At 42.0% G+C, this 25,682-nt stretch carries 19 protein-coding genes; 7 read left to right on the forward strand and 12 right to left on the reverse strand.

The features are described 5' to 3' along the window. Positions 1-3: 3 nt before the first annotated feature. From HMPREF1212_RS12105 to HMPREF1212_RS12125, 5 genes are all read left to right on the forward strand, one after another. Positions 4-1,182: a glycosyltransferase gene (locus HMPREF1212_RS12105; protein WP_046149517.1), complete on the forward strand. Its 1,179-nt coding sequence runs from the start codon at positions 4-6 to the stop codon at positions 1,180-1,182. Positions 1,183-1,420: 238 nt separating this feature from the next. Continuing rightward, complete coding sequence (locus HMPREF1212_RS27320; protein ID WP_232430088.1) at positions 1,421-1,801, forward strand: acyltransferase; 381 nt, start codon at positions 1,421-1,423, stop codon at positions 1,799-1,801. Positions 1,802-1,803: 2 nt separating this feature from the next. After that, on the forward strand, positions 1,804-2,682 hold the full coding sequence (locus tag HMPREF1212_RS12115) for a glycosyltransferase family 2 protein (protein WP_046149519.1): 879 nt from the start codon (positions 1,804-1,806) through the stop codon (positions 2,680-2,682). Beyond that, positions 2,679-3,692, forward strand: a complete 1,014-nt coding sequence (locus tag HMPREF1212_RS12120; RefSeq protein WP_046149520.1) for an acyltransferase family protein — start codon at positions 2,679-2,681, stop codon at positions 3,690-3,692. The genes HMPREF1212_RS12115 and HMPREF1212_RS12120 overlap by 4 nt, the downstream gene beginning before the upstream one ends. Positions 3,693-3,734: 42 nt before the next feature. After that, on the forward strand, positions 3,735-5,063 hold the full coding sequence (locus HMPREF1212_RS12125; RefSeq protein WP_082099875.1) for a right-handed parallel beta-helix repeat-containing protein: 1,329 nt from the start codon (positions 3,735-3,737) through the stop codon (positions 5,061-5,063). 13 nt (positions 5,064-5,076) lie between these two features. On the opposite strand, the gene HMPREF1212_RS12130 is transcribed toward HMPREF1212_RS12125, so the two are convergent. The 3 genes from HMPREF1212_RS12130 to HMPREF1212_RS12140 are packed head-to-tail and all read right to left on the reverse strand — an operon-like array spanning position 5,077 to position 9,492. Beyond that, positions 5,077-6,504: a lipopolysaccharide biosynthesis protein gene (locus HMPREF1212_RS12130; RefSeq protein WP_046149522.1), complete on the reverse strand. Its 1,428-nt coding sequence runs from the start codon at positions 6,502-6,504 to the stop codon at positions 5,077-5,079. 17 nt (positions 6,505-6,521) lie between these two features. Then, a complete protein-coding gene (locus tag HMPREF1212_RS12135; protein WP_052724979.1) occupies positions 6,522-8,312 on the reverse strand; it encodes an asparagine synthetase B family protein in 1,791 nt (596 codons plus the stop codon). A gap of 4 nt (positions 8,313-8,316) precedes the next feature. Continuing rightward, on the reverse strand, positions 8,317-9,492 hold the full coding sequence (locus tag HMPREF1212_RS12140) for a glycosyltransferase family 2 protein (RefSeq protein ID WP_046149523.1): 1,176 nt from the start codon (positions 9,490-9,492) through the stop codon (positions 8,317-8,319). 175 nt (positions 9,493-9,667) lie between these two features. Here HMPREF1212_RS12140 and HMPREF1212_RS12145 point away from each other — a divergent pair, with 175 nt between their 5' ends. Together HMPREF1212_RS12145 and HMPREF1212_RS12150 are read left to right on the forward strand one after the other, a co-directional pair. Next, the gene (locus tag HMPREF1212_RS12145; protein WP_046149524.1) at positions 9,668-10,849 is read left to right on the forward strand and encodes a glycosyltransferase family 2 protein; all 1,182 of its coding nucleotides are present in this window, start codon (positions 9,668-9,670) and stop codon (positions 10,847-10,849) included. Positions 10,850-10,959: 110 nt separating this feature from the next. Continuing rightward, entirely contained in the window at positions 10,960-12,078 is a 1,119-nt protein-coding gene (locus HMPREF1212_RS12150; RefSeq protein WP_046149525.1) for a hybrid sensor histidine kinase/response regulator, read from the forward strand. Between the two features lie 43 nt (positions 12,079-12,121). On the opposite strand, the gene HMPREF1212_RS12155 is transcribed toward HMPREF1212_RS12150, so the two are convergent. The 9 genes from HMPREF1212_RS12155 to rhaT all read right to left on the reverse strand — a co-directional run bounded on the left by HMPREF1212_RS12155 (position 12,122) and on the right by rhaT (position 25,680). Continuing rightward, positions 12,122-12,661: a GNAT family N-acetyltransferase gene (locus HMPREF1212_RS12155; protein WP_046149526.1), complete on the reverse strand. Its 540-nt coding sequence runs from the start codon at positions 12,659-12,661 to the stop codon at positions 12,122-12,124. Positions 12,662-13,072: 411 nt separating this feature from the next. Beyond that, positions 13,073-14,368 (reverse strand): TolC family protein, encoded by a 1,296-nt coding sequence (locus tag HMPREF1212_RS12160; protein ID WP_046149527.1) that lies wholly within the window; start codon positions 14,366-14,368, stop codon positions 13,073-13,075. A gap of 5 nt (positions 14,369-14,373) precedes the next feature. Continuing rightward, a complete protein-coding gene (locus HMPREF1212_RS12165; RefSeq protein ID WP_046149528.1) occupies positions 14,374-17,415 on the reverse strand; it encodes an efflux RND transporter permease subunit in 3,042 nt (1,013 codons plus the stop codon). Positions 17,416-17,426: 11 nt separating this feature from the next. Next, on the reverse strand, positions 17,427-18,479 hold the full coding sequence (locus HMPREF1212_RS12170) for an efflux RND transporter periplasmic adaptor subunit (RefSeq protein WP_046150361.1): 1,053 nt from the start codon (positions 18,477-18,479) through the stop codon (positions 17,427-17,429). Positions 18,480-18,640: 161 nt separating this feature from the next. Further along, complete coding sequence (locus HMPREF1212_RS12175) at positions 18,641-19,645, reverse strand: DNA/RNA non-specific endonuclease (RefSeq protein ID WP_046149529.1); 1,005 nt, start codon at positions 19,643-19,645, stop codon at positions 18,641-18,643. A 108-nt stretch (positions 19,646-19,753) separates the two neighbouring features. After that, positions 19,754-21,955, reverse strand: a complete 2,202-nt coding sequence (locus HMPREF1212_RS12180) for an alpha-L-rhamnosidase-related protein (RefSeq protein ID WP_046149530.1) — start codon at positions 21,953-21,955, stop codon at positions 19,754-19,756. Positions 21,956-21,978: 23 nt separating this feature from the next. Then, positions 21,979-23,733, reverse strand: a complete 1,755-nt coding sequence (locus HMPREF1212_RS12185; RefSeq protein WP_046149531.1) for an alpha-L-rhamnosidase-related protein — start codon at positions 23,731-23,733, stop codon at positions 21,979-21,981. Between the two features lie 68 nt (positions 23,734-23,801). After that, positions 23,802-24,602 carry a rhamnulose-1-phosphate aldolase gene (rhaD, locus tag HMPREF1212_RS12190; RefSeq protein WP_046149532.1) on the reverse strand — a complete coding sequence of 267 codons (801 nt, stop codon included), beginning with the start codon at positions 24,600-24,602 and terminating at the stop codon, positions 23,802-23,804. Positions 24,603-24,651: 49 nt separating this feature from the next. Continuing rightward, on the reverse strand, positions 24,652-25,680 hold the full coding sequence (gene rhaT / locus HMPREF1212_RS12195) for an L-rhamnose/proton symporter RhaT (protein WP_046149533.1): 1,029 nt from the start codon (positions 25,678-25,680) through the stop codon (positions 24,652-24,654). Positions 25,681-25,682 lie beyond the last annotated feature (2 nt).

Below are 25,682 nucleotides of genomic sequence, written 5' to 3' on the forward strand. Positions count from 1 at the left end.
GATATGATAGAAGGGAAAAATTTCATATTTACAGGTTTGCAACCCTGGGATATTCCCATTGGTTCAAATGCCAAAGATATTGCGCTGGAAGTATCAAAGCACAATAAGGTGCTTTATATTAATACACCATTAGATAAAAAGGCATACAACAAACAAAGTCAATCGCCGGAATTTATTCAGCGGAAGAATGTTATTTCGGGAAAATCACCGGAGTTAAGACAAATCAATCCTAATCTGTGGATATTAGATTATCCTTTCACCGTATGGCCAGTCAGTTTTTTACCCGATGGATATCTGTTTGATTGGATAAACAAGCTAAACAATAAACGCATGTATTCTTTTGTAAAAAAGATATTGAAGCAACTCCATTTCAATGAATACATTCTGTTTATCGACAATGATATCTATCGTAGTTTTTATGCCCGGGAACTACTTCAACCAATCTGCTCCATTTATTACAGGCGGGACAATCTGATATCTGCTTATTGGCAAAAACATGCACCCAGATTAGAGCCTTTGTTGTGTAATAAAAGTGATTTAGTAGTAGCAAACTCTATTCAGCTGGCTGAGGCCGTCTTACCATATAATCCTAACACATTCGATATAGGGCAAGGATTAGACCTTAGTCAATATGATAACAAAGCAAGTTATCCTTTGCCACAAGATATAAGTAATATAAAACGGCCTATTATAGGATATGTCGGATGGATTACAAACCGTAGACTCGATGCCGATCTGATTTACGAAGTGGCACGGAAATGCCCCAACTTATCATTTGTTATGGTAGGAGGAGAAGACGAATACTTCAAAACACATAAATTACACACATTATGTAATGTTTTCTTTACCGGAGAAAAACCTCAGAATTGCATACCTTCATACGTTGCGGGGTTCGATATTTGTATGAACCCTCAAAAAATAAATAAAATTACTATAGGTAATTATCCCCGCAAAATAGATGAATATTTGGCATTAGGGAAACCGGTAATTGCAACAAAAACAAAAACAATGAGCATATTCGAAGATTATGTTTGGAATTGTACCAATGCTGACGAATACATACAAGCAATAGAGAAAGCTTTGCTAAATTCACCTGAACAAGCATTACGTAGAATTGAATTTGCTCATACACATACATGGGAAAATTCGGTAAATAAATTATACTCACATATAAATTTATAATAGAAAAGATATGTTAAACAATCATCCGCGATTAAAAAAGTTTCTACATTACTGTTTGGTACATCCATACACCTCACGTCCACGATGGTGGGCCAGAGTTTTTCTCATTCCATTCGTAATTAAAAGAGGGAAAGGGGCTATTATCAGAAGAAAAGCCAGATTAGATATTATTCCTTCTAAAAAAATAACGGTAGGAGTCAAAAGTGTAATAGAAGATTACACGATCATTAATAATGGTATGGGAGACATTATCATCGGCGATTATACGCATGTTACTTCACGTGTAAAATTAGTAGGCCCTGTCACTTTAGGAAATTATGTAACTATAGGTAGCGGAGCACAAATTACAGGACTGACACATAACTATATGGATGTCGACCGTCCTATTGCCAAACAAGGCGTTACCCCTAGCCAGACTGTTATTGAAAATGATGTGTGGATTGGAGGAAATTCATGTATTAACCAAGGTATAACGATTGGAACGCATTGTATTATCGCATCCGGCAGTGTGGTGACGAAATCAGTTCCGCCCTACTCTGTAGTCGGAGGGAATCCGGCCCGCATACTAAAACAATATGACTTTGATAAAAAGGAATGGGTTAAAGTTCAGAAGAAATAGATATGGTGTCGATTATTACAATAAATTACAATGGTTTTAAGGAGACTTGTGAGCTTATTGATAGTTTACGTTTATACGAAGACTATCCATATGAAATCATTGTGGTAGATAATAATTCACCGAACGGGGATGGTCGGCGATTGAAAGAAACGTTTCCTGAACTAACGATTATTTGCAGTGATAAGAATCTGGGATTTTCAGGAGGGAACAATTTAGGATATAAATATGCCTGGGGAGAATATATCCTATATATGAACAATGATATGACGATCAGCGGTCCTTTCTTAAAAACACTGGTAAAAAGATTTCAGTCGGAAGAACGGATAGGATTAGTCTCGCCCAAAATCAAATACGAACATCATCCGGATACGATTCAATATGCAGGATATACACCTATGCATCCTGTCCGGATCAGTAATAATCTGATCGGGGTTAATCAAAAAGACAAAGGGCAATATGACCAACCCTCTCCTACCGCCTATGCACATGGGGCCTGTATGCTTACATCAAGAGAAGTCATAGAAAAAGCCGGAATGATGACTGAAATATACTTTCTCTTTTATGAAGAGATAGACTGGAGTATTCAGCTTAAACGTGCAGGATATGAAATATGGTATGAACCGGGAGCATGTGTCCTGCACAAAGAAAGTATGACAGCCAAACGAGGGACTCCTCTACGTTTATATTTTCTTACCCGTAGCCGGCTCCTGTTCACACGCCGGAATTTGGCTTCCTTTACAAAAATAACAGCCTTATTGTATCAACTATTGATTGTTATTCCTAAAAATATAATACTATACTCGGCTCATGGACAAAAAGATATGCTAATATCTTTTATAAAGGGAAGTTATCATGGGTTCACAAATAAGATCAATAAATGAATAAACCAAAAGCAACAAATATAGAAACATTACGTGGCATAGCAATCTTACTGGTTGTTATAGGACATGTTATCGGTTCAACTCCTGCAGGAGGAATGAAAATAGATTATCCTTCGTTCTGGAGATATTTATATATATGGATCGACTATATACAAATGCCTTTGTTTACCGGAATTGCCGGTTGGGTATATGCTCTTAAGCCAGCGACCAATAGCGGATTCAAAACATTCGCTTATAAAAAAGCTATCAGGCTACTTATTCCCATGGCTGCAGTCGGAACACTATATTACATCATCCAATATTTTATACCCGGAACAAATATGAAAGGGAATTTGGCTGATATTTGGAGGATCTATATTTTCCCTTATACCATTTATTGGTATCTTCCTTCCCTTTTTCTCATCTTTATGAGTATGTATATCATCGATAAATACAAATTGTGTCAATCGGCTAAAGCATGGTTATTTCTATTTGCAGCCACATGGGGAATAAGCCTGATAATAAAAACAGTACCGTCGGACATACCGAATCTCTTCAGTTATAAGGGAGCTTTGGGGCAGTTGCCTTATTTTATTATCGGAGTCGGTATACAAAGATTTTCCGGGCAATTATACAAAAAGAAAGCAATTTGTACTTATATGGTTCTCACTTGTATAGGACTTGCTTTACTTCAATATAAATGGTATTACACACTAAACATCGGAGAAGACATTCCTTTTTGGTACAAGGCCTTATTACCTCTATGGGTCGCATCGACGCTTATGCTTTTACTTCACATAAATCGTAGTTGCCAATTATTTACCTGGCTGGGAGGTTTTGCCTATACTATTTATCTGTTTCATGGTTTCGGCACATCCGGTGGAAGAATCATAGCAACTAAAATAGGTATAAGTTCATCTCTATTCATATTTATGATAGCTACCGCCATTGCTTTATTTTTACCTATTCTGGTCGAAAAGGTAGTTGACAAATGGCAACCGGCAAGAATACTTTTTCTCGGAAAAAAATAATGAAGCGAAAAGAGACTCTAAAAGCATAATTTATTTGCATATATGATAAAATTAATCACTGTTTTTATTATTACATTCATTGTATCATCATGCTCAAAAGATACAATAATACACCCTGAAACGGATGCACACATAATAATTCCCGATTCAAGCGGTCGGATAAACATGTATTCCGACCTGACAAAAGATATTCTTCCCGGCAGTACTATTTATTTAGTCGGCAATTTCTTAAGCGTTCGATTTACAGGTTTAAAAGGGACTGCCGAACATCCTATCCGGATCAGCAACTATCCCGGGAAAAAGCTTGCAATCGGAAATCCGGATTGGGCAGGAGGAGCTTATTCCAGTGCCATTCAATTATCAGAATGCCAACATATAATATTAGGCAGTAAAAATAATGCGGCAGATTTCTTGATCGATGGCTCCACAACCCAAGCACGCTCTTCTTATTTTGGGATTAACCTCAGACCTTTCACTGATAATATAGAGGTTAAGAATATAACGATCAGAAACGGAGGAACCGGCATTCTTGCCAAAACCGATCCGGAGAAAGATAATCCGAAAACATGGTATCCCAATACAGTACTCGAAAACTTATCTATCCATCATGTAATTATAACCAATGTTTCGACCGAAGCAATGTACATAGGACATACGGCCGTATGGTGGGGATGGAACGAAACCGGAAAAGGATACAATGCCGGAGCGAAACCAGATAATCCGGGCCATACTTATGTAATGCCCGTTAAATGGAAAAATGTAAAAATATATCAGAACCATATATCCGGTCCGGGATATGATGGAATACAGGCATCTGCAATAGATGAATTGGAAATATACGGTAATGAAGTAGCCGGTTTCGGTAGCCAGGCTACGTGGGGACAGAATGCAGGTATAATTGTCGGCGGACGTACTACTAATACGAATGTCCACGATAATTATGTACATGACGGCACAGGGGAAATTCTTCAATTTCATGGATCCGGAGAAAATAACCCAACTCACATCATACACAACAACCTCTTCGTAAATTCTCAATCCAATGGAATGGGGATATATGGCTTAATTGATGCTGCGACCATTCATATTACCAACAATACCATTGCAGGATGCCAACTTTTTGCAATCCAGGTAAACGGTAAATATTATGAAACCCTGGCTAAACTAAATAATAATGCTTTTGTCGAATGTTATCAAAAAGATCCGTCATCATTAAAATATATACGCATAATGAACAATGGGAAAGTAGAAGAATCGGATGATAAAGAGTTTGACTCGATAAAGAGTGCCCAAATAGATCCTCATAACCATTATCAGCCCCTACCCGGCTCTCCCATCGGAAATGCAGGCTACAGACATACGTCTCAATAAGTTATTTATCTTTTTATTTTCGGGATAGTATCTCTTTCAGGATAATAAACTCCTGAAAACGAAAATAACGGGACAACACCAGAAAATAAAGGCCACCGGATAACATTCCGATACCAAGCTGTAACCAAACATTCTGGAGAAGAAGAACGCTTCCGTACATCACTGCTCCCATTGAAAAAGAGAGTAAGATAACCGGAAACAATTCCTTAAACTGGATATACAGACTTATACCTATTAATTTGCGAGTATAATAGGTTATTACCACAATGTCAGCCAAGGAGTAAATGATTAATCCCGCACACATCACTTTTATTCCGAATGGTATAGTCAGGAATAAGATAAGAAAAGCAACTGCCTTTTTCAGAATCTCCGCATATAAAAAGTAATCCGAACGCCCTTTGACGTTCAACATATTATGATTGATCTTCATCACCGGGTCCCACATATAGGCAATACATAAAATCTGCAACAAGGGTACAGCCGGCAACCATTTATCCGTCAGCAACAAACGTACCAAAGGTTCCGCCAATGCACAAAGGCCTATCATCACAGGAAAAATTAAAAAACAAGCCATTCGCATATACTTCAGAAACATTCCATATAACTGTTCATTATCATCCTGCAACCGGCATTGGATCGGATAAATCGCACGTACTATCACATTGGTGAGATTCGTCGACGGAAACTGGGCAAGTGTAAAAGCACGATTATAAAATCCCAACTCTCCGGCAGAAAACTTTAAACCGATGATCATTGTATACAAATTAGTATAAATCGTATGTAATAATGAAGACAGCAGAAGTTTGGAGCCAAACGAAAATAACTGCTTAAAAGACTTTGACGAAAAACAAAAAGAAGGCATCCAGCCGGAAAAAAGCCAGATTAAAAGAACACGAAGCAAGTTATTCAAAAGAGATTGCCAGACAAGTGCCCAGGCTCCAAAACCTTTACAAGCCATGATAACCCCAACAACTCCACTGATCACAACGGATGTCAATGATGCCATTGCCAATCTTTTAAAATCAAGTAAAATAGTTAATTTGGCCTGCTGAACAATTCCAAATGAGTTAATAATAAGGATAATGCCAAACACTTTTGTTATGCTCTCCAATTCTTTCTCATGATAAAAGCCGGCAATCGCAGAAGAAGAAAGGTATAACAATACATATAAAAAAACAGATATAACAATATTAAAGAAAAATACGGTACTATAATCAGCATCAGTTTTATTTTTCTTCTGGATCAAGGCATTGGCAAAACCACTATCAATAAAAGTTTGGGCTATCGCCATGAATATGCTCAGCATCGCTATTAAACCATAATCGGAAGGCAATAACAATCTGGCAATTATAAGACTTAGTAAAAACTGTATGCTTTGAACAGAAAAGCGCTCTATCGCACTCCAAAACACACTTTTGGTTGCTTGTTGCTTAATAGACATTTGTGCGTATTATCAAATTAATTATGATTTTGCTCAATAAACCTCTCCCACCATAAAGCCAGTGTATACAAATTAAAATACTGAATAGCTTTACTTTGTTTATACCAAAACCAATTTCCATTTTCATTGACATCCTGATCGTATTGTTTTATAAAACAGTTTACTGCATCCCGCTTCAGAAAATCACGAGTTACCGACGAAGTCATTATAAAATCCGCAATCCGTGCTCTTTGCTTATCATTTTTAAAGAAGAGTGGCATCGGTGCGAAACCTCCTTGTTTCTTTTTTGATGTGATAACTTCCGGCAACATAGGTTTATAATGATATTTCAATAGATATTTTGCCGTAACATGTCCTTTCGCTATATCAAATGCATCGGTTCCTTTACATTTATAGTGCACCGGCAATTGTTGCAGGAAATTATAAATATCCAAATCCATATAGGGAAAAGCCATCGTATTACCAAACATATCGGCCATCCTGGATGCTTTGAACAGAATCACCTGGTTAATGATTTTCTCTAAATCCGTTTTATAGGCATGTTGAAGATATAAATGTTCAAAACTTTGCAGATCGGATCTTATCTCTCTTTCAGAAAGGATCAACGAACGATCCTGTAACATTGTTTTCAAACGAAAGTCCGGAAAGCCGAACAAATCACCTTTCAGAATATTCAGGATTTTATCCAGATGAAAACGGATCCTGTATAAACGATTGTTTTTATCAAATACCGGTTGACTCAGCAGGTGGTATATCAAACCGAAAACAGGAGCGAGCTTATATTTCGATAGTAAATAATGCAATGCTATTTCACGCCCGGATGTTCCAAAATACTGATCGCTGCCGTCTCCACCCAAAATAACATCCGGCTTGCTATTTCCTATCAGCTTCATTACGGCATAATTAACCATTAATCCGCCTTCTACAAAAGGATCTCCCAGAAAATCCACAATCTTAGGCAATGCAGCAATTTCACTTCCGTCAATTTCATATTCCGTATGAATCGTACCGAAGGTTTCTGACATACATCCCGCCAATGGCAATTCTGTCCAGATGTCCCCTTTGAAACCGATGGAATAAGAACGAATATCTCCGGAATATATCTTACGCAAAGCCACCAAGTTACAGCCGGAATCATATCCCCCGCTTAGTAAAATACCTATATTTGAATTATCTCCAATTCGTTTTTTTATCGCTTCAATATGTAACGCTCCATATTGCTCAGATAATTCGTCCAAACTTTTATCATTTTGAGCAGGAAGTATATCATCTGTCAGATATAGCTGCCTGACAACAGATTGTCCGTCCCGATATACCAACATTTCTCCCGCGCCCAGCTTATTAACTCCTTTCAAAGAAGAAGAAGGAGTCGATATATATCCGATGTAAAGAAAATCGGATAATGCCCGACAGTCAGGTTCAGTGATAAAACCATCTGTTTCTTGTAATAAGGCCAAAGAAGATGCAAAAAAGAAATTCGTATAGTAAACCGGCTTATTTGTACCGTGATGATCGCGGACAATTATTATCTGTTCAGAATCAGACACAACAAAAGTAAAAGATCCGTCCAAACAAGAAAAAGCACTACTCCCCGAGCGTTCATACATCTGTGCAACTATAGCAGCATCAGAGAGACCTTCCACATGCACCGCCGATTTTCTATTATACAGGACTCCCCAAAAATAGACTTTAATCCTATCATTTACACATACAGATGATACCTGATCATAAGTAATCTGATCGCCTCTATTCCATAGGAGCTTATCAGGAAAAGGCTTATTATTCTTAAACTTTCCTATAAACATCATTCTCTTATTTTTTACCTTCTACACCATGAGAAGTATGAATAAATTTTTTATTGGCACCTTTCAAACGAAAGAGATTACAGAACATCAATAAAAAAGAATACGGCAATTCAAACAAAGCAATCATCAATCGCTTATTAAACAACGAAGATGGGATTGCCAACAACAAAGCCAAAATCAGAAGGGAAAACAATATCCACCATTTAACAGACAGCCCTCCAGCAATAAACGATAAGAAGACAGAGATAACAAAAGTCATGCCTAAAAGAAGTATCCGAGGTATACTCATCTGTTGGAAAACTTTATCACAGAAATCCCAGTTACCTTTTAATAAAGCTGTCGGTACATCTCCAATAAATCTTCCTAAATAATGGATTTGCGCAGAAAGCCACCTCCGCCGCTGGTTTGAAAAGTTTGCATGACTTTGAACCTTTTCATCCAGTACATCCACTTCCGATAAATAATAGATTCGTTTTCCTTCTTTTAGCAAAGACAATTCTAAAGCGCGGTCAAAACCTCCAACGGCATCTATTGTTAACATTATATCTTTAAATAAAGGATAATCGAAAGCCATACCCGAACCTATCAATGCTGCTGATAAACCAACCCTAGCATGCCCTAACCTAAATATGCTATTGTTGATCTCTTCGCTTACAGCATCCAGTATAGATAAATTTGTATTTAGATTTTTTGCTTTGCGATGTGCCTGAACGATCTGAACATGCGATTCAGAAAAAATATTATTCATTTCATTTAGGAAATCAGGATATATCACATTGTCCGCATCCAATACAACAGCTATATCATAAGAATCACCAATTTGCTCCATTGCATAATTCAACGCCTTAGCCTTTGTGCTATTCTTAAAAAAAACTTTTACAAGTTTTATAGACAAAGCAGATAAAGAGATATTTGTTTTATCCTCCATCCGATCGGAAATAACAACTATATCATATTTATCTTTCGGATATAACTGTTGCATACAAGAATGTACACATTCCATTATTACCTGATCTTCTTTATAAGCAGGTATTAAGATCGCTATCCGTTTATGATCTTTAGAAGAAAAATCACGTAATTGCTTACCCTTACTTAATGAAGCTATAGAGAAAAACAGCAAATAAGCGATATTAATAAGGAAGCAAATAAATAATACTAGTTCTATCCAATATAAAAATGTCATATTTTACAAATTTACACAAACTTATACATGCACAAAAGTAGTAAAAACATTGGTTCATATTTCAAAAAGCAGCTTATTTTTCACCAAAACCCTAAAAGAATCAAAGCTTTTCTATTTTTGTTATAAATACTTTATTATATTTGTGCCCGTTAAACATTTTTTATTACATACAAAGATGGACCATTTATATATTATTATTGAATATTTGTTCTGGACAGGACTTTTCATTATTTTCTATACATATCTCGGATATGGAATACTATTATATATAATGGTACGTATAAAAGAATTATTCTTTAAACCATCTCCCCCTACTTTACCCGATCCCCTCCCGGAGGTCACCCTCTTTATTGCGGCATATAATGAAGAAGATATCGTTGCAAGTAAGATGGTGAATTGCCATGCTCTTTCCTATCCTGCCGATAAACTAAAAATAGTATGGGTTACCGATGGTTCGAACGACCGCACCAATGAATATCTGAAAAAATATGAAGATGTAACCGTCCTGTTTCAACCGGAACGCAGAGGAAAGACAGCTGCATTAAATCGGGGTATACAGTATGTAACCACTCCTTATGTAGTTTTCACCGATGCCAATACGATGCTGAATACGGATGCTATCACAGAGATCGTCCGCCAGTTCTCCGATCCTAAAGTCGGATGTGTTGCCGGAGAAAAAAGAGTGGAAACAATAACCGCACAAGGAGCAACCGCCGGGGAAGGGATCTACTGGAAATATGAATCGACACTGAAAGCATTAGACTACCGGCTGTATTCAACCGTAGGTGCTGCCGGAGAACTGTTTGCCGTACGGACTGAATTATTTGAACAAATGCCGTCGGATACGCTTCTCGATGATTTCATCCTCTCACTCCGTATTGCACAGAAAGGATATAAAATTGCTTATTGTAAAGAGGCTTATGCCACAGAGACTGCCTCCCTGAATATGAAAGAAGAGGAAAAGCGAAAAGTACGTATCGCAGCAGGTGGTTTGCAATCCGTATGGCGTCTGCGTAGCCTGTTCAATATCTTCCGGTATGGTACCTTAAGTTTTCAGTTCGTAAGCCACCGGGTCTTACGATGGACTATTACACCCATCGTTTTATTCCTGCTGATCCCATTAAATATAATATTAACATGTACGGGTGAGTTTACATATATATTTTTGTTACTTTTACAAGTCATATTTTATGTAATGGCCTATACAGGTTATTCGATGGAACAGAAAAATATACGAAACAAGCTACTTTTCATACCTTATTATTTTTCTTTTATGAATATAAATGTCATAAGAGGATTTTTCTATTTAGCTGGAAATAAGGGGAATGGAGCCTGGGAAAAAGCTAAGAGAACGTAATAAGAAAAATATTTCTAAATTGCTACAAGGAAAACATCTGTAAATTCAAACATTATTAATACATTTGTGTACTGATAGTGATTGAATATCAAGAAAAGTGTAAAATTAATATGGATAATTTAGCATCAGAATATACAGTATTGATCGTTGACGATGTTCCAACCAACGTCATGTTAGTACAGGCTATATTAAAAAAGGAAGGATACACACTATTAACCTGTGACAGCGGAGCCAAAGCTCTTCGCATCGCTCATGACAAGCATCCCAATCTCATACTGCTAGATATCATGATGCCGGAAATGGACGGATACGAGGTATTACAACACCTCAAAAGCGCCCCTGACACCAATGATATTCCTGTAATCATCATGTCTGCACTTAGTGATATGCAGAGTATAGTAAAAGGATACCAGCTAGGAGCTACCGAATACGTTACAAAACCCTTCCAAAGAGAAGAACTGGTCAAACGTGTTGCCCATCGTTATGAACTATTTAGTATTAAACGCATAAAACAGGAACTGGAAAATACAATCGAATCACGTGATACGCTTTACTCTGTTATTGCACACGATCTTCGTTCTCCACTCGGCTCTCTGAAGATGATGAATAATGCTATCCTTATGATGGTAGATAAAAGTCAGGTCAGCCCCGAAGTATTCGAGATGTTACAGATGATGAATAAGACATCTGAAGAGATTTTCCTTCTACTCGATAACTTATTGAAATGGGCAAAGAACCGTCTGAAGAAACAAAATATATATAAACAAGATGCCGACATCAACAGTCTGGTTTCCAGTACAGCCGAAATGTATATCCCGATGGCTGCCCAGAAAGGTATTAGTATCCGGTTGTTAGATGTAGAGAAAGAACTAGTCGGTTCTGTCGATATAGATATGATAAAGACAGTTATCAGGAATCTTATTTCAAATGCAATCAAGTTCAGTTTTGAAGGAGGAACAATTGACGTTTCTACCAGTATAGAAGGTAACAACGTTATTGTCAGCGTGAAAGACTCCGGTAAAGGGATCAAGAAAGAAGACCAGGAAAAACTGTTGAAAGCCAATACGCATTTCACCTCTTACGGAACAAGTAATGAAAAAGGGTCGGGATTGGGCTTGATGCTCTGTAAAGATTTTGTGGAGTTGCATGACGGTAAATTATGGTTTGAATCGGAAGAAGGCAAAGGTTCGACCTTCCTGTTCTCACTGAAAGCATTGAATAAAGAATAAAAAACGACGCTAAGCAGCAACTATAAAGTAAGAGGGAATGCATTTATTGCATTCCCTTTTTCATTACTATCGTATTCAGGTCAGAAGCAAACATATCGTATTCAATGCCGGTCATCTCACCGCCCGTTGACAGGACAACCAATGAATGATCGGGATATTCACTCCGGTAAGCAGGATGAATATGGGGAAATGGATTTTCTATAAATCCATAAGACCGGTAGAAACGTAGACGGGCAGCGGATATATCATCCTTAACCGGATCTATCTCCAACAACACACGTCCACTCTCCTGCTCTATCAGCTTACTAAGAATCAAGCCTCCCTGGCCTTTCCCCCGTTCATTGGGATGGATGGCAAAATGCTCCACGTACGTATAACTCTCAAATCTCCAGTAAGCGATAAAGCCCTGAACAAGATCATTCACCGTATCTGTATAACAATCCAGATGATAGCGGCTGTCTGAAAATGCATCCTGCTGCAGTGCCACAGTCCGTTGTTCGTAGATCGGAAAACTTATATCGTATATTTCTCTGAAAGCATTATACAACGGATGATCCGTCGCCGTCAATCTTATAATCTCCATGTTATTCTTTATTTAAACGGATACAAAGATAAAACTAATAAGAAACTAATTCGTTACCCCTGCTCTTTTATGCGATTCTTTCCCTATGACTTTTAAATGAAATACTATAGCTTTCTAATACTCAGGTAATAGTATTCTACTATAAAGATACCTTCTCCCTATATTTTTGACCTAGGTCAAAAACGTTTAGCACCAAGGTAGAAAACCTTTATTACCTAGGTCGAAAAGGTTTACTACCTAGGTCAAAAATAGAATAGATAGGTACTTTTGGATTAGGGACAAGTAGTCTTTGGATTATAAAACAACTATTTTCATACTACAAACAAGCAGGAAGCCGGCAATAAAAAAACGGCTACCGGATCTTGTTATCCGGTAACCGTTTTCGACATGACTATATTTCAATACTACAGACTACTGCATCCGGCGAATGCCGATAGCCTTGTTATATTGAGCCAGGGAAGCCTTCTGCTGATACCAGGTCTGGATCAGGCTGCTGTAAGACTGTATCCACGACAACTGGGCAGAGAGCACATCGACGATAGGAAGTTTACCTTCGTTGTAACTGAATGTATTCAGGTCGAGGTTCTCTTCCGCTATTTTACAAGCTTCTTCAGCGACATCGATCTGCTTTGTATTCTCGGTCAGGCTAGTCCATGCATTGGCTACTTCCTGGCTGATCTGGTCGCGGGTGTTGTCCATTGCATACTCTTTGCTGCGCAGGATCGCTTTTTGCGAATTCACTTCCTTGAAACGTGCTCCCCAACGGAACAATGGAATTTTCAGGGAAGCGAATACTGCCGGCGTCCATAAGTTATCAGAACCTTTTACATTCAGCATAGAAGTTCCCCATGCTCCCTGAAAACCAACCGACAACGTCGGATTATATTTGGCTTTCGAAAGGTTGATCTGTCTTTTCTGATACTCGATATTCAGCTTGGAGATCAGGTAATCCGGACGGTTTTCCAGGGCTGCCGATTCACCGACTTTCATAGGCAACGGCAAGACCATTGTAATAGAATCCGTGATCGTGATCGGTTCCATCGGCGGAACACCCATCAGGACATTCAAGTTCTGCAAAGCGATTTGATAATCCTTATAGGCAGAACTTTTATTCAGCTCGGCTTCTTTCAAGCGAGCCTGTACCTGCAACAGATCTGTTTTACTGATCTGTCCGTCCTGAAAACGAAGGGTCAGCACATTTGCCAGTTCCTGTACGATATCGACATATTGTGTCATTACATCATACATGCCTTTGCGGGCGGCAACAGACCAATAGTTCATATCGGCCGCATAGACGATGTTATCGGTCGTCAGCTCTTCAGCCTCGGTAGCAATCTGGCCTTGTATCTCAGCCGCCTTATAGTTGTTATAAATTTGTCCGCCGGCATAGATAGGCTGGCTTACTGTGGCACCGAGACTATAGGTATTATGATCCATTTCGATACCGGGTATGCCTTCCCCCATGCCCAATTCGTACTTATTAAGACGGTACTGGTAGCTACCGGAGAAATCCACAGCCGGGAAGAATGCAGTCTTAGCCGCCTTGATAGCATGTTGCATGGCGATACGTTCTTCGGAACTTTGCTTGATCTGACGGCTGTATTCAAGCACTTTTTCTTTATATTCGGCTGCCGTGATGGGCTGTACCTGCGCATTCGCAGATATAGCACCCAACAGCATACAACCTATTATCAGTTTACTTTTCATATTACTTATTCCGATTTAATCTTAAAGAATATACAATAGGTAACCGGAAGCACGAAGATGGTCAGGATGGTCGAAACAAACAAACCTCCCATGATCGTAGCTGCCATACCGGCAAACATGGCGTCTCCCAGCAGAGGAAGCATACCCAGGATCGTTGTACCCGAAGCCATCGTTACAGGCACGATACGTGTCTTGGTTGCCTCTATTACGGCATTGACAGGAGCCAGACCGCTATCCATTTGCAGGCCGATCTCATCGACAAGCACAATGGCATTCTTGATATTCATACCGATCAGTCCCAACAGACCCAGCATGGCAAAGAAGTCGAGCGACTTTCCGAATACCAGCAATCCCAATACTACACCGATAAAGATCAATGGAAGCATTGCCATGATCAGAACCGGTTTCCGGTAATATTTCGGGAAAAGGAACAACAAGGTTATATAGATCAAACCGAACATCAGCGGGATATTGGCTGCGATCGCTTTGTTACCCTTGTCCTGTTCGTTTTGCTCCCCGAAATAAGTCATCTTATAACCTTCGGGAACCTGTATTTGTTTTTGAGCTTCCGTCCAAAGATGACTGAAAGCGGCCATTGTATTAGCACCACGCTTCGGCTCGCATTGCATCATCATATAAGGCTGACGGTTAAAGCGCTTCACCACATTATATTCATAATCGAGCGAGAAGTCGTCGATCACCTGCTCTACTTTGACGGAACGTCCTTTGGCACTATAAACCGGCAAGGTCTTGATATCGTTCAGATTCATAGAGTCACGATCAGCGTCTTTCATCAGGATCGGCATAAAGACATCGCCTTCGCGGTATTCGCCCAACGGAACACCGTTCGTAGCCGAACGCAACGAGTAAGCCACCTGTTGACGGGTAATACCCAAGCGCAAGCCTTTTTCCTGCGAGTATAAAGGTTTCCATACAGGAACTTTATTTCCCCAGCTGTCACGCACTTCCATTACCTGGTCGTAATTGCGGGCAATCTCTTTTACCTTCTCTGTCAATGCAACCAATGTATCCACGTTATCACCGATAAAACCGATCTCGATAGCGGCATCGGGCACGGGAGACAAGGCGAACAAAGCGGAACGGGTCAGGATGTTCGGATAGTTGGCCACCATATAATCGTAGAACTTTCCTTCTTCCACCTGTGCATCTTCCGCCTTTTGGGTTTCGATCAGCACATTGGCGAAGTTAGGTTTCGGGCCTACGGACGAACTAGCCAGATAGTAACGAACCGGAGAACCTCCCAGTGTAAATGAGTATGATTTGATATTCTTATTGTTACTCAGATATTCCTCAATCTCTTTCACATTCTTTTCCACGTCGTAGATACTGTAACCTTCCGGGAAGATCAGGTCGGCACGGAAATACGGTTTATTCATGATCGGGAAGAAACTCTGCGGCATGATACCCATAATAAACAGGGAAAGGAACAATGTCGCTATAACAGAAGTAACGGTTACCCATCTACGTTTGATCAGACGGGCCAGCACCTTTTCAAACTTATGATACAGCTTCGTATCGTACGGATCTTTCGCTTCACCCGGCTTGGCTTCTTTCAGGATAAAGTTACCGAAAGTAGTTGTCTGGGTCAATGCCAGTACCCAGCTCAATCCCAACGATACGGCCAATACGATAAACAACGGTTTAACGATCTCTGCCACCGAAGCAGGAGCCAGATACATCGGAAGGAAAGAGCAGACAGCGATAAAGGTGGCTCCCAGTAACGCCCATTGCGGTTTGGTAGCTCCGTCTATCAATGCCTGATAACGGGAGAGTCCCCGCTTAATACCGACCTGTGCATTATCCGTCACCACAATGGCATTATCCACCAACATACCCATCGCGATGATAAAGGCAGCCAGTGAAGTTCGGTTCAGTCCGACTCCCCAGATAAGCATTAGCAATAACGTTCCTCCTACCGAGAAAAGCAATGAACTGCCAACCAGCATACCGGCACGCGATCCCATCACAAGGAAGATAACCACAATAACGATCAGTAAAGACTCGAGCAGGTTCAGGATAAAACCGTTGTTCGCTTCATCGGCAATCTTATTTTCCGGGTAAATTGTTTTCAGTTCCATACCGATAGGGAAAAGCTGCTCCATTTCTGTCAGATGACTGGCTACATCATTACCTACGGCAACCACGTCGTCATTCGCCCCGGTAGCCACACCGATACCGATAGCACGTTTGCCATCTACACGCATCAGATTGGAAGGGGGATCCATGTAACCACGTTCGACAATAGCGATATCACCTAGACGGACTTCTCCTCCACTCTTGGTGACAATCAACTGATCGCGAATGTCCTGAATGTTTTTATATGTTCCTTCGGCCCTTATCCGCAACTGATAGCTGCCGGTATTGACATCCCCTGTATTCACCAGAAGGTTTTGGGTTTGCAGTACCTGTTGGATCGAGTTAGGATCGATTCCCAGGTTTGCCAGTTTAGGAACGGATATCCTGACATTGATTACCTGTGTCTGTTCACCGAACAGGTAAACCTTCTGAACACCAGGCACGGGTGACAGTTCCGTTTTAATCTTCTGCGACCAGTCGCGCAGTTCGTCGTAGGTAAATCCATCATCGGCTGTCAAGGCATAATAGATACCGAATACATCACCGAAGTCATCACTGACTGATATAGATGAGGCTCCACTCGGAAGGCGGGGTTCTATATTGGCTACTTTACGACGAAGTTCGTCCCATTTGACAGGCATATAATCGGGATCAAGTGTCGGCTGCAATTCAATCGATATCTTCGACATCCCGAAATAAGACTCCGACTTGATCTGGAACACATCCGACATAGACTGTATCTCTCTTTCGATCGGTTCGGTAATCAGTTTCTCCACTTCAAAAGGAGTCGCACCCGGATATTGTGTAACCAGCACAGCCTGCTTGATTACAAAGGGGGCATCCTCCTTCTTCGGCAGTTTAAAGAAAGAGTATATACCGCCTATCAGCATCACAGCCAGGAAGAAGTATATAATCTTACTATTCTCTAAGGAATATTTTGGAATATTCATTGTTTGTCTTCTTAATCTGTTAATACTTTTACTTGTTGTCCGTCTACAAGGCGGGTTGCTCCGGCAGTAACGACACGTTCACCGGCTTTCAGTCCTTCCATTATGACTACTTCATCCTTGCCAACCAGTTCCTTTTCACTGATCTTACGGCGTTCAACCTGCTGGGTTTGCGGGTTATAGACAAATACGAACTTGTTGCTGCTGTTCGCTTCGTCGGCAACAATAGCAGACAGGGGTATTAACACGGCTCCTTCGTTGAAGCTCTGGCTTTCGATGTTGAGAACAACACGGCAGGAGAAACCTACTGCCACTTTATACTTATTAAGATCAAATGCAGGATCATCGATATAAAGGAATACAGGTACACCGGAACCATCGGGAGAGGCTTCGACATATTCTTTTACTTTTGCCTTGAAACGGACACCCTTATAATTATCGAACTCCACATAGATCGAATAAGGAGTCGAGAAATAGGTGATATTGGTTTCCGGCATTGTAAACTGAACCTGCAGTTTATTCGGGTTGATCAGACAAACGATACCTTGCCCCATCTGTACTTTCTGATAGTTCTCTACATACTTCTTCTGGATAAAGCCATCGAAAGGAGCGCGAAGCTTGGTTTGTTCCAATGTATTCTGAGAATTCTCAAATGCTGCCTGAGCATTGGAATAAGAGGCTTTTGTCGTTTCATATTCCTGTTGGGAGATGGCTTGCTTCGCCAATAGTCTTTCAGCACGCTGCAACTGAGCCTGTGCTGTTTGAAAAGAAGCTTTCTTCGCTTCAAAATCCCATTTAAAGTCCTGCGGATCCATTTCTGCCACCACTTGCCCGGTACGAACCTTCTGTCCTTCTTCCACGTTCAGGGAAATCAATGGCCCTGACATCTTAAACGCCAGATCGCTGAACTGGTCAGGAGATACTACACCACTGAACGACTTTTCCACCACATTTAAAGATGTAACCTCAGTCAACTTTACCGGACGAGGCCCTTGCTCTTTTACCGGCGGTTGACTACAAGACATCAATGCTGCCAATACAAAAACGGGAATTAATTTACCATTCATGATAACTTGCATTTACTTATTTAGTTATTTGTTAATTATATGCTAATACAAAGTCATATAATACTATGCGTTAAGTCACAGCATTATAACATTCACTTTTTTATAATTGTTTGGATACCGCCTACCTTTTTATCTGAGGGATATCATTTGCTTGTACATTCTTAAAAAGACCAACTGTCCCAGTCTATTCTTGCTTCCATTACTTTTTCCTGCTCACCAGGAACTGCCGGGAAAAAGTCTATTCCCGTTACTTTTTCCACACTATCCACAGGGATTGCCATTGATTTCAAACTAGTATTCTTATAATCCCTGTTCTCAAAAATAAATCCGATCGCCTTATACTTATCTCCCGAGACATAACAAATCACTTTGTAGAATGCTTCGGGCACTCCTATCCTGTTCTTTCCCATCCGTTTCATATCGTCTGTCATAACAGGGCCGGTAGCAATCAGTAAAGCTCCGTAATCATTCGCCCACATCCGACTCTGTTCTTCCAGATCCTTCCAGATACCCCGGTTCAATGCCGGTTTCTGCGGACAAATATTACTCAGGTAAAACGATTCGCGCATCGCTTTAGCCGACCATTTCATATCACCCGCAGGAGCCAGATGTCCACGGTCATAACCGGTACGGGTATAATCTTCGTTGGTAGCAGTAGCTCCTTTTACCATCGGGTCAGGAACGAACTTGTTGGAACGTTCCGTCTTTTTACTTTTTGCTTCTTCGGGAGTCAGTTCATAGGCAACCCAGTTTGCTATTTTGTAATCAGAATTGTATGATACGGTATATCCTTCGTGACGAATTACCTGCTCAGGCCGTTTGGCTTGCAGCTTCGGTATCTCTGCATTCGCAGGTACCTTGAAGGTTTTTGTCTTAGAACGGGAAGGCTTTATAGGGGAAGTTTCTTCTTTTTTCTTTTGTTCCGGCTGAGTGGCCGGTTTCTTCTGCTCTTTTGTTACAGGCTTCTTCTGTTGTTCCTTTGCTACCGGTTGCTTTCCGGTAACAGGGTACAGATAATCGTAGATGAATAAGACGCCAATCAGGCAAGCGAGCACTACAGATACAATCACAAATATTCGCTTGATTGCCAGAACAAACGATGATACCTGTTTTTTCTTCTTTCGCGACTTCGATTTCGACTTCGTTTTACTTTTTCTATTTGCCATTGATAAATAACCTCACATTATCCCGGGCAAAAGTAGATAATGTGAGGTTACCAAACAATATATAAACCTTAAATCTATTCGTCAATATTACTATAAAAAGTGCATTTATTAAAAGGGACACGTTATTTTATGGGTTCCGGAGCCCACTTCCTGTACTTTGCCTTTGGGAGAAATCACAACAGCACCGGTTTGTTCGGGTACCTGAATTTCCATCAGGATCTTACGGCCGGACTTCTTCAGATACACTTTAATTTTACCGTAATGAGTCTCAACAGTGGCCGATGCTTCCGTCAGGGATCCCATCTGAGGTTTCACCCGGAATGTCTTAAAACCAGGCGAGGTAGGTTCTATACCACACACTTTCTGGCTCAGTAATGTCAGCGGGCCGCCACTCCATGCATGGTTGATCGTGCCACCGCCAAAACCTTCGGCTCCTACTCCCCAACCTTCAAATAAAGTGGTATATTCTTTATAGCTCAACATACCGGCATAGCGATCTTTCATCCGTTGCAGGGCTGCATCGGGAGCATCCATATGGAAAAGAGCTTCCAATACGTATTTTTCCATATATGGGCTGGCATGATATTCTTTCTTCAGGAGTTTCAGGATAGCCGGATATTTATCTTTCGGTGCAAGACCGGAAAGAACAGCCATAGCCTGCGCCCGGTCGTCATTTTCACCCCGATAACCGGGAGAGCGGTAAGCCGTTCCTGTCCAGTATTTCGTATTGAAACATTTTTCAATGCTATACATCATACGGCTGATCTCCTCGGCATCCGCTTTCTTTCCGAGTTGCAAGGCAAATTCTTTCTCGGCTTTCAATGCGAGATAGTACCAGCAATTGGTCAGGACACCCATGTCGATCTGCTCTCCCCAGTCGCCCCAACTCCATTCCCCGCTCCGTTCTATCGGGAAACCGCTTTTATCCACCTGCCAGGTTTCATGCAGATAACGGTGCAGCCGATCGTAGATAGCAGGGACGAACGTACTGTCGCCACTATAATAATATTGAGTATAAAAACCGTACCATCCTACTGACGCCAGGATTTGCAAAGGCAATTCCTTCGACCAGTTACCAGCCGGGACAGGCGCAAACAAAGAGCCGTCGGCACGCTGCCAGTTCATCAATTCATGGATGCCTTTTACAGCCAACTGATGGGAAGAGGTGGAAAGCGCATAGAAAGCTTCCCCCAGTTCATTCACTTCATCGCCCCACCACTGGGCTCGCTCCCGTTCGGGACAGTCCATATAGTTATCACGCATCGTTATATATAATGTACGTGCCGAACGTTTCCACAACTCATTCAGGAAAGGATCGTTGCAGTGGAAAGAACCGGCAAACTCGGTGTCGTATCCTGTCTCACGATATTTTACTTCCAGTATATTTACTCCTTCGGGGACAATATACCACATTTCGTGACCGCTCATCCATCCGTAACTTTCATATTCCTGTGTACCATCGCGGGTAATGTATTCGGCGCGGACATTTTCTGGCCCACCACCCCGGTAGTTATCCGTCTGCATATAGATCGTATTGCCTTCAGGGGCTTCCACTTTCAGATAAGGAGTGAACTGACAGTTGTAAGGTAAACGGCAAAACAAGGTATCGCCCTTCGCCGACTGCCGGATATCCGGATAATCCCGCAAACCAAAATCCTTGAACATCGGAATCGGACGTTTCACCAACTGTCCCAACGGTGCCTTCCCCACCACCGAAGCGATCTCCGCACCGGGAAAAGTATTCTTAAATCCCGGCAGGTTCCATCCCTCCTCTGCCAGCCGGGCATCAAAACGGATATTGCTTTCCGACAAACGGTAATTCGGATAAGGTGCTTCGGTATTCTGATATGCATCATATACGCCGCATCTCCAACTCTTATCCGAAACGATCTCTATCCCGGGAGCTATCGCTTCAAACAGTAAGGCAGCCAGTCCGCTATTCACATGGCTGAAGCCATTCCTCCCAAAATGCCAGACCAAAACAGCAATGGTATTCTCCCCTGAAACAAGATAAGGAGCAATCTCCACCGAATCATAATAGGTATCATAAGGAGAAGGGCCACGCTTCAACCCTCCTTCAAAGACGGCCAGCCGCCCGTTTATCCACAACCAGTATTTGCTGTCGGCTGCAATATGGGCGGTCAGGGTTGCCGGGACTTCGTCTATTGAGACTGTCTTACGATAAGCTAACCAGGTGTTGCTTGCACTTTGGCATCGTTCCGTGTTGATCCATTGTGCTTTCCAGTCGGTCTTTACTTCTGCCGAAGCGAAAGTCCCGATACATGCGAGTAACAGAAGATACTTTTTCATCTCATTACTATTTTAGTTATTAACTATTTCTCCAGAATCACCTGTATACCTTCCGGAGCTTTAACATCACTCTTGATTTTGCCATCCGCACCTTTTTCATGACGGATAGTTATAATCCCTTCAGGTGTCGGGAAGGTTCCTTCCACCCAATCCAAATCCCCCAGATGTGGCGTGATACGAACAACGCGGCAACCAGGCTCCACCACCTGTACGCCCAACACATACTCACTCAACCAAGCGGTTGGCCCCGAAGCCCAACCATGACATAAACTATGCCGGAAACCTTTATAGCAGTAATCGCCGAAGTCTCCGTGAATGTCTTTCTTCCCTTCCGGTACAAGTTCATCGATACCGGCTGCATCCGGAAGCCATGCCATGTTGAAGTCCTCCCAGAAAGTAGTAGCTCCCAGATCGATCATCGCTCCCCAATATCGGCGGATCACATCCATTGCTCCCTGATAGTTTCCGGCAGTAGCCATAGCACGCAACATATAATATCCATAGAAGGTAGAAAAGCCTTGTGCTCCGTTTACCGAAAGATATTTTTTATCGGCTTCTTCCGGTTTCATTAATCCTGCCAGTGTCAATAAAGCAGCCGCCTGCTTGGAACCCGGCGCGTCCGGTGCTATTTTAGACTTAAGTAATGTTTTGGTTACCTGCGGAGCCACTTTAATCATCCTTTTAGCTGTTTCCCGACATTCGGCAGCCAGTGTTTCATCTTCCAGCACAGTACATAATTCGTCACCGGCTTTCATGGCCTGCAAAACCAATGCCTGCAAACCGGCGTTGATCGCTTCGGGATTCTCGCTCGAAGGCCAGTCCAGAAAACGCCATCCATCCAGTTTCTCATGCCCGTTGGCATCTACTTTCGAGAGTAACTGGTGTAACAGACCAGTCAGATAAGCCTGTTGCTCTTTCAGATATACCTTGTCACCCTGATAATAATACCAGTCGCGCTGAATCAGTAACCACCAGATCGAATAAGCACTAATACCGTTCATCCAGTCGGGAAGCGGAGTAGCTTCACGGATCAGGTCAAGGCTTTTGGGAACGACTTCATTATAACCGAAAACAGAATTGATCGTCATGACTTCCGGATGCATATCTCCCAGCCAGACCAGGCGATCGCGTTTGATACCATCCCACAGATATTCCTGCATATTCAGATGGACGGTGTAAGCTCCGGTCTGCCAAATCTTGTTCAGTCGCTCGTCACTACTCCGGAATGATCCTTTGTATGGGATATCGCGATAAGTGGAAATAGCACGCACCTCTTTCAAATACAGTTCGGTAGAGTCGTCGAGAAGATCAATCCGGGCAAAACGGAAGCCGGAGTTACCTATTTCCATTACTCCCATCCAGGGAAGTGAAACGATACAGTCACGCATGGCATGATCGTTGCTTGCCCCGTTCTTTCCATCGATCTCACACATAGCCTCGCTTACGGATTCTCCCAGGCGGATACGTACGGAGATAGGCCGGTGAACAGGGAAACCACCTGTCACAAGCTGAATGCCACCTTGAAGCTCCTTTCCAAAATCAAACAGGATAGCAGGATGTTTCTGCTTCGTACTGGTCATTCTGCATATAGTACGATCCACCAGTCCGGCTTGCCCGTTACCCGGCAAAAGCAGATTAGCGGCATCCTGGATAAGTTCGTTATGTTGTTGCCATACAATACGTGTGGGAGAAAGATATTCGCGTATACGGCTGTCCCGCTGTTGGGCGATAGCCGGCAGGGTACAAAATAAAGTAAAGAGTATAAGTATCTTTTTCATGGTATTCTTCACAAACTGGTCTTAGAAATACCGTCGGCAATGAAGCCGACGGCTATTAAATTCATCTATTATAGTCCAAAAGCCGGAACAAGATCGTCCAATTGCTGATCGGTCATCCCCACCGGTTCATATCCGGCCATACGGGCACTGATATAGATCTGGGCTGATTTGCTCAATGTATCGATAGCGTCGAAGCATTCGATCAGGTCTTCACCTACTGCCAGGATACCATGCTTTTCCCAGAATACGACATCATGCTTTTCAAGTTGCCGGATCGTGGCATGCGCCAGTTCGATCGTTCCCGGAATTTCATAAGGGACAATCCCTACTCCTTTCGGTACGATGATACGGCATTCGGGGATCATACTCCACAAAGTACGGGTTAGCTCCTTCGAGTCGAGGAAAGGCTTGCAATGTGTCATCCCGATCAGTTCGGTCGGATGCGTATGCAGCACGACCCTGTTATCGCGTCCCAGCGAACGAAGGTAGTTATGCATCAACAGATGCGAAGGCAATTCGGATGTCGGCCTGACCGGCTGTTCGGCAATGATATCGTAGCTCTTACCATCGGGAGCGATACGGATCAGTGCGCCGTTAGCAAACGGATCCTGTGCCACATAGCGCATACGTTTCCCCGTTCCCGTAACATAAAACACATTTCCGCCGAGGGATGTCATAGCTTCCTGCAATTCGATCGCCGGTGCCAATGCCGGCAATGCCATTTCTTCGTCCGTCAGCAAACCCGTCAGGTTCACAGAGATATTTCCGCCATTCCGTTCAGCCCATCCTTTTGTCCAAAGATAGCCGGCTACTTCGGCGATACGTCCTATTTCAGCCATCAGGGGGCTGTTGTTCTTAATTGTTGTCATTTTACTCAATGTAATATTTTACTTATTTGCTTTTGTATTTATAAAATCCTTAACCTAATAAATTCGGCAATAACAGTGAGAATATCAGGATACACATACCGGATACCAACACTATAATCGTTTTTCGGCTAACGCCTTTCCACTCATTCAATACTATGCCCCACACATTGCTGAAAATAACATTCAGCGACATAAGTATACTCCACGAAAAGGCCAGCATAACGGGTGAATCCGAAAAATAGCTCTTTCCCATGCCCAATCCGAAGAACTGGGAATACCACAGGACACCGGCCAATGCACAAAATAAGACATTATTCAGTAATATCTTACCTGTAACGGAGAAATAATCCTTTCCCGATTTATTTTTAATATTCTGATATATACAGTAAACAGCATTTGTCAGGAAGCCACCCATTGTAACCAACAGGATCACAGGATTCAGGGCAAACAGTTCGCTGGCTCCGGATGCTTTTACCTTTTCCAGTATCGGAGTTCCGGATTCAAGCCCCAGATTAAAACAGGCGCTCATCACACCCGCCAATAGCGCAACCAGCAATCCTTTTGTCAGGGCAAAGTCTTTCACGGCCGCCTTCTTCTCCTCGTCCGTCATGTTGCGGGCACGCAGGCTACCGGCATAACCGATCACTGCGATACCAGCCAACGTTACGCAAACACCCACTAAAAGGATCAATCCGTCGCCATGAAACAAATCCGCACCTCCGAATACTGCCGGGAAAAGCGTACCGAAACCGGCACAGGTTCCCAGGGCAATGCTTTGTCCCAAGGCAATTCCCAGATAACGCATGCTAAGGCCGAAGGTCAAGCCTCCTACTCCCCACAACATTCCGTAGACCAGCGCACCGGTACTACCTCCGGCACTCCAGAGATCCGTCAGGCTCTGTCCCTCGGGGATAGCCAACAGCGCTCCCAGATATGGAAAGACAAGCCAGGCAAAAATCCCCTGTATCAGCCAGAAACTTTCCCAGCTCCAGTTCTTCACCTTATTGATCGGCACATACGAACTGCTTTGTCCGAAACTGCCGACGGCGATAATCAGTAAACCGATAAGTATATCCATAA

Source organism: Parabacteroides sp. HGS0025 (genome assembly GCF_000969845.1).
GTDB lineage: Bacteria > Bacteroidota > Bacteroidia > Bacteroidales > Tannerellaceae > Parabacteroides > Parabacteroides gordonii.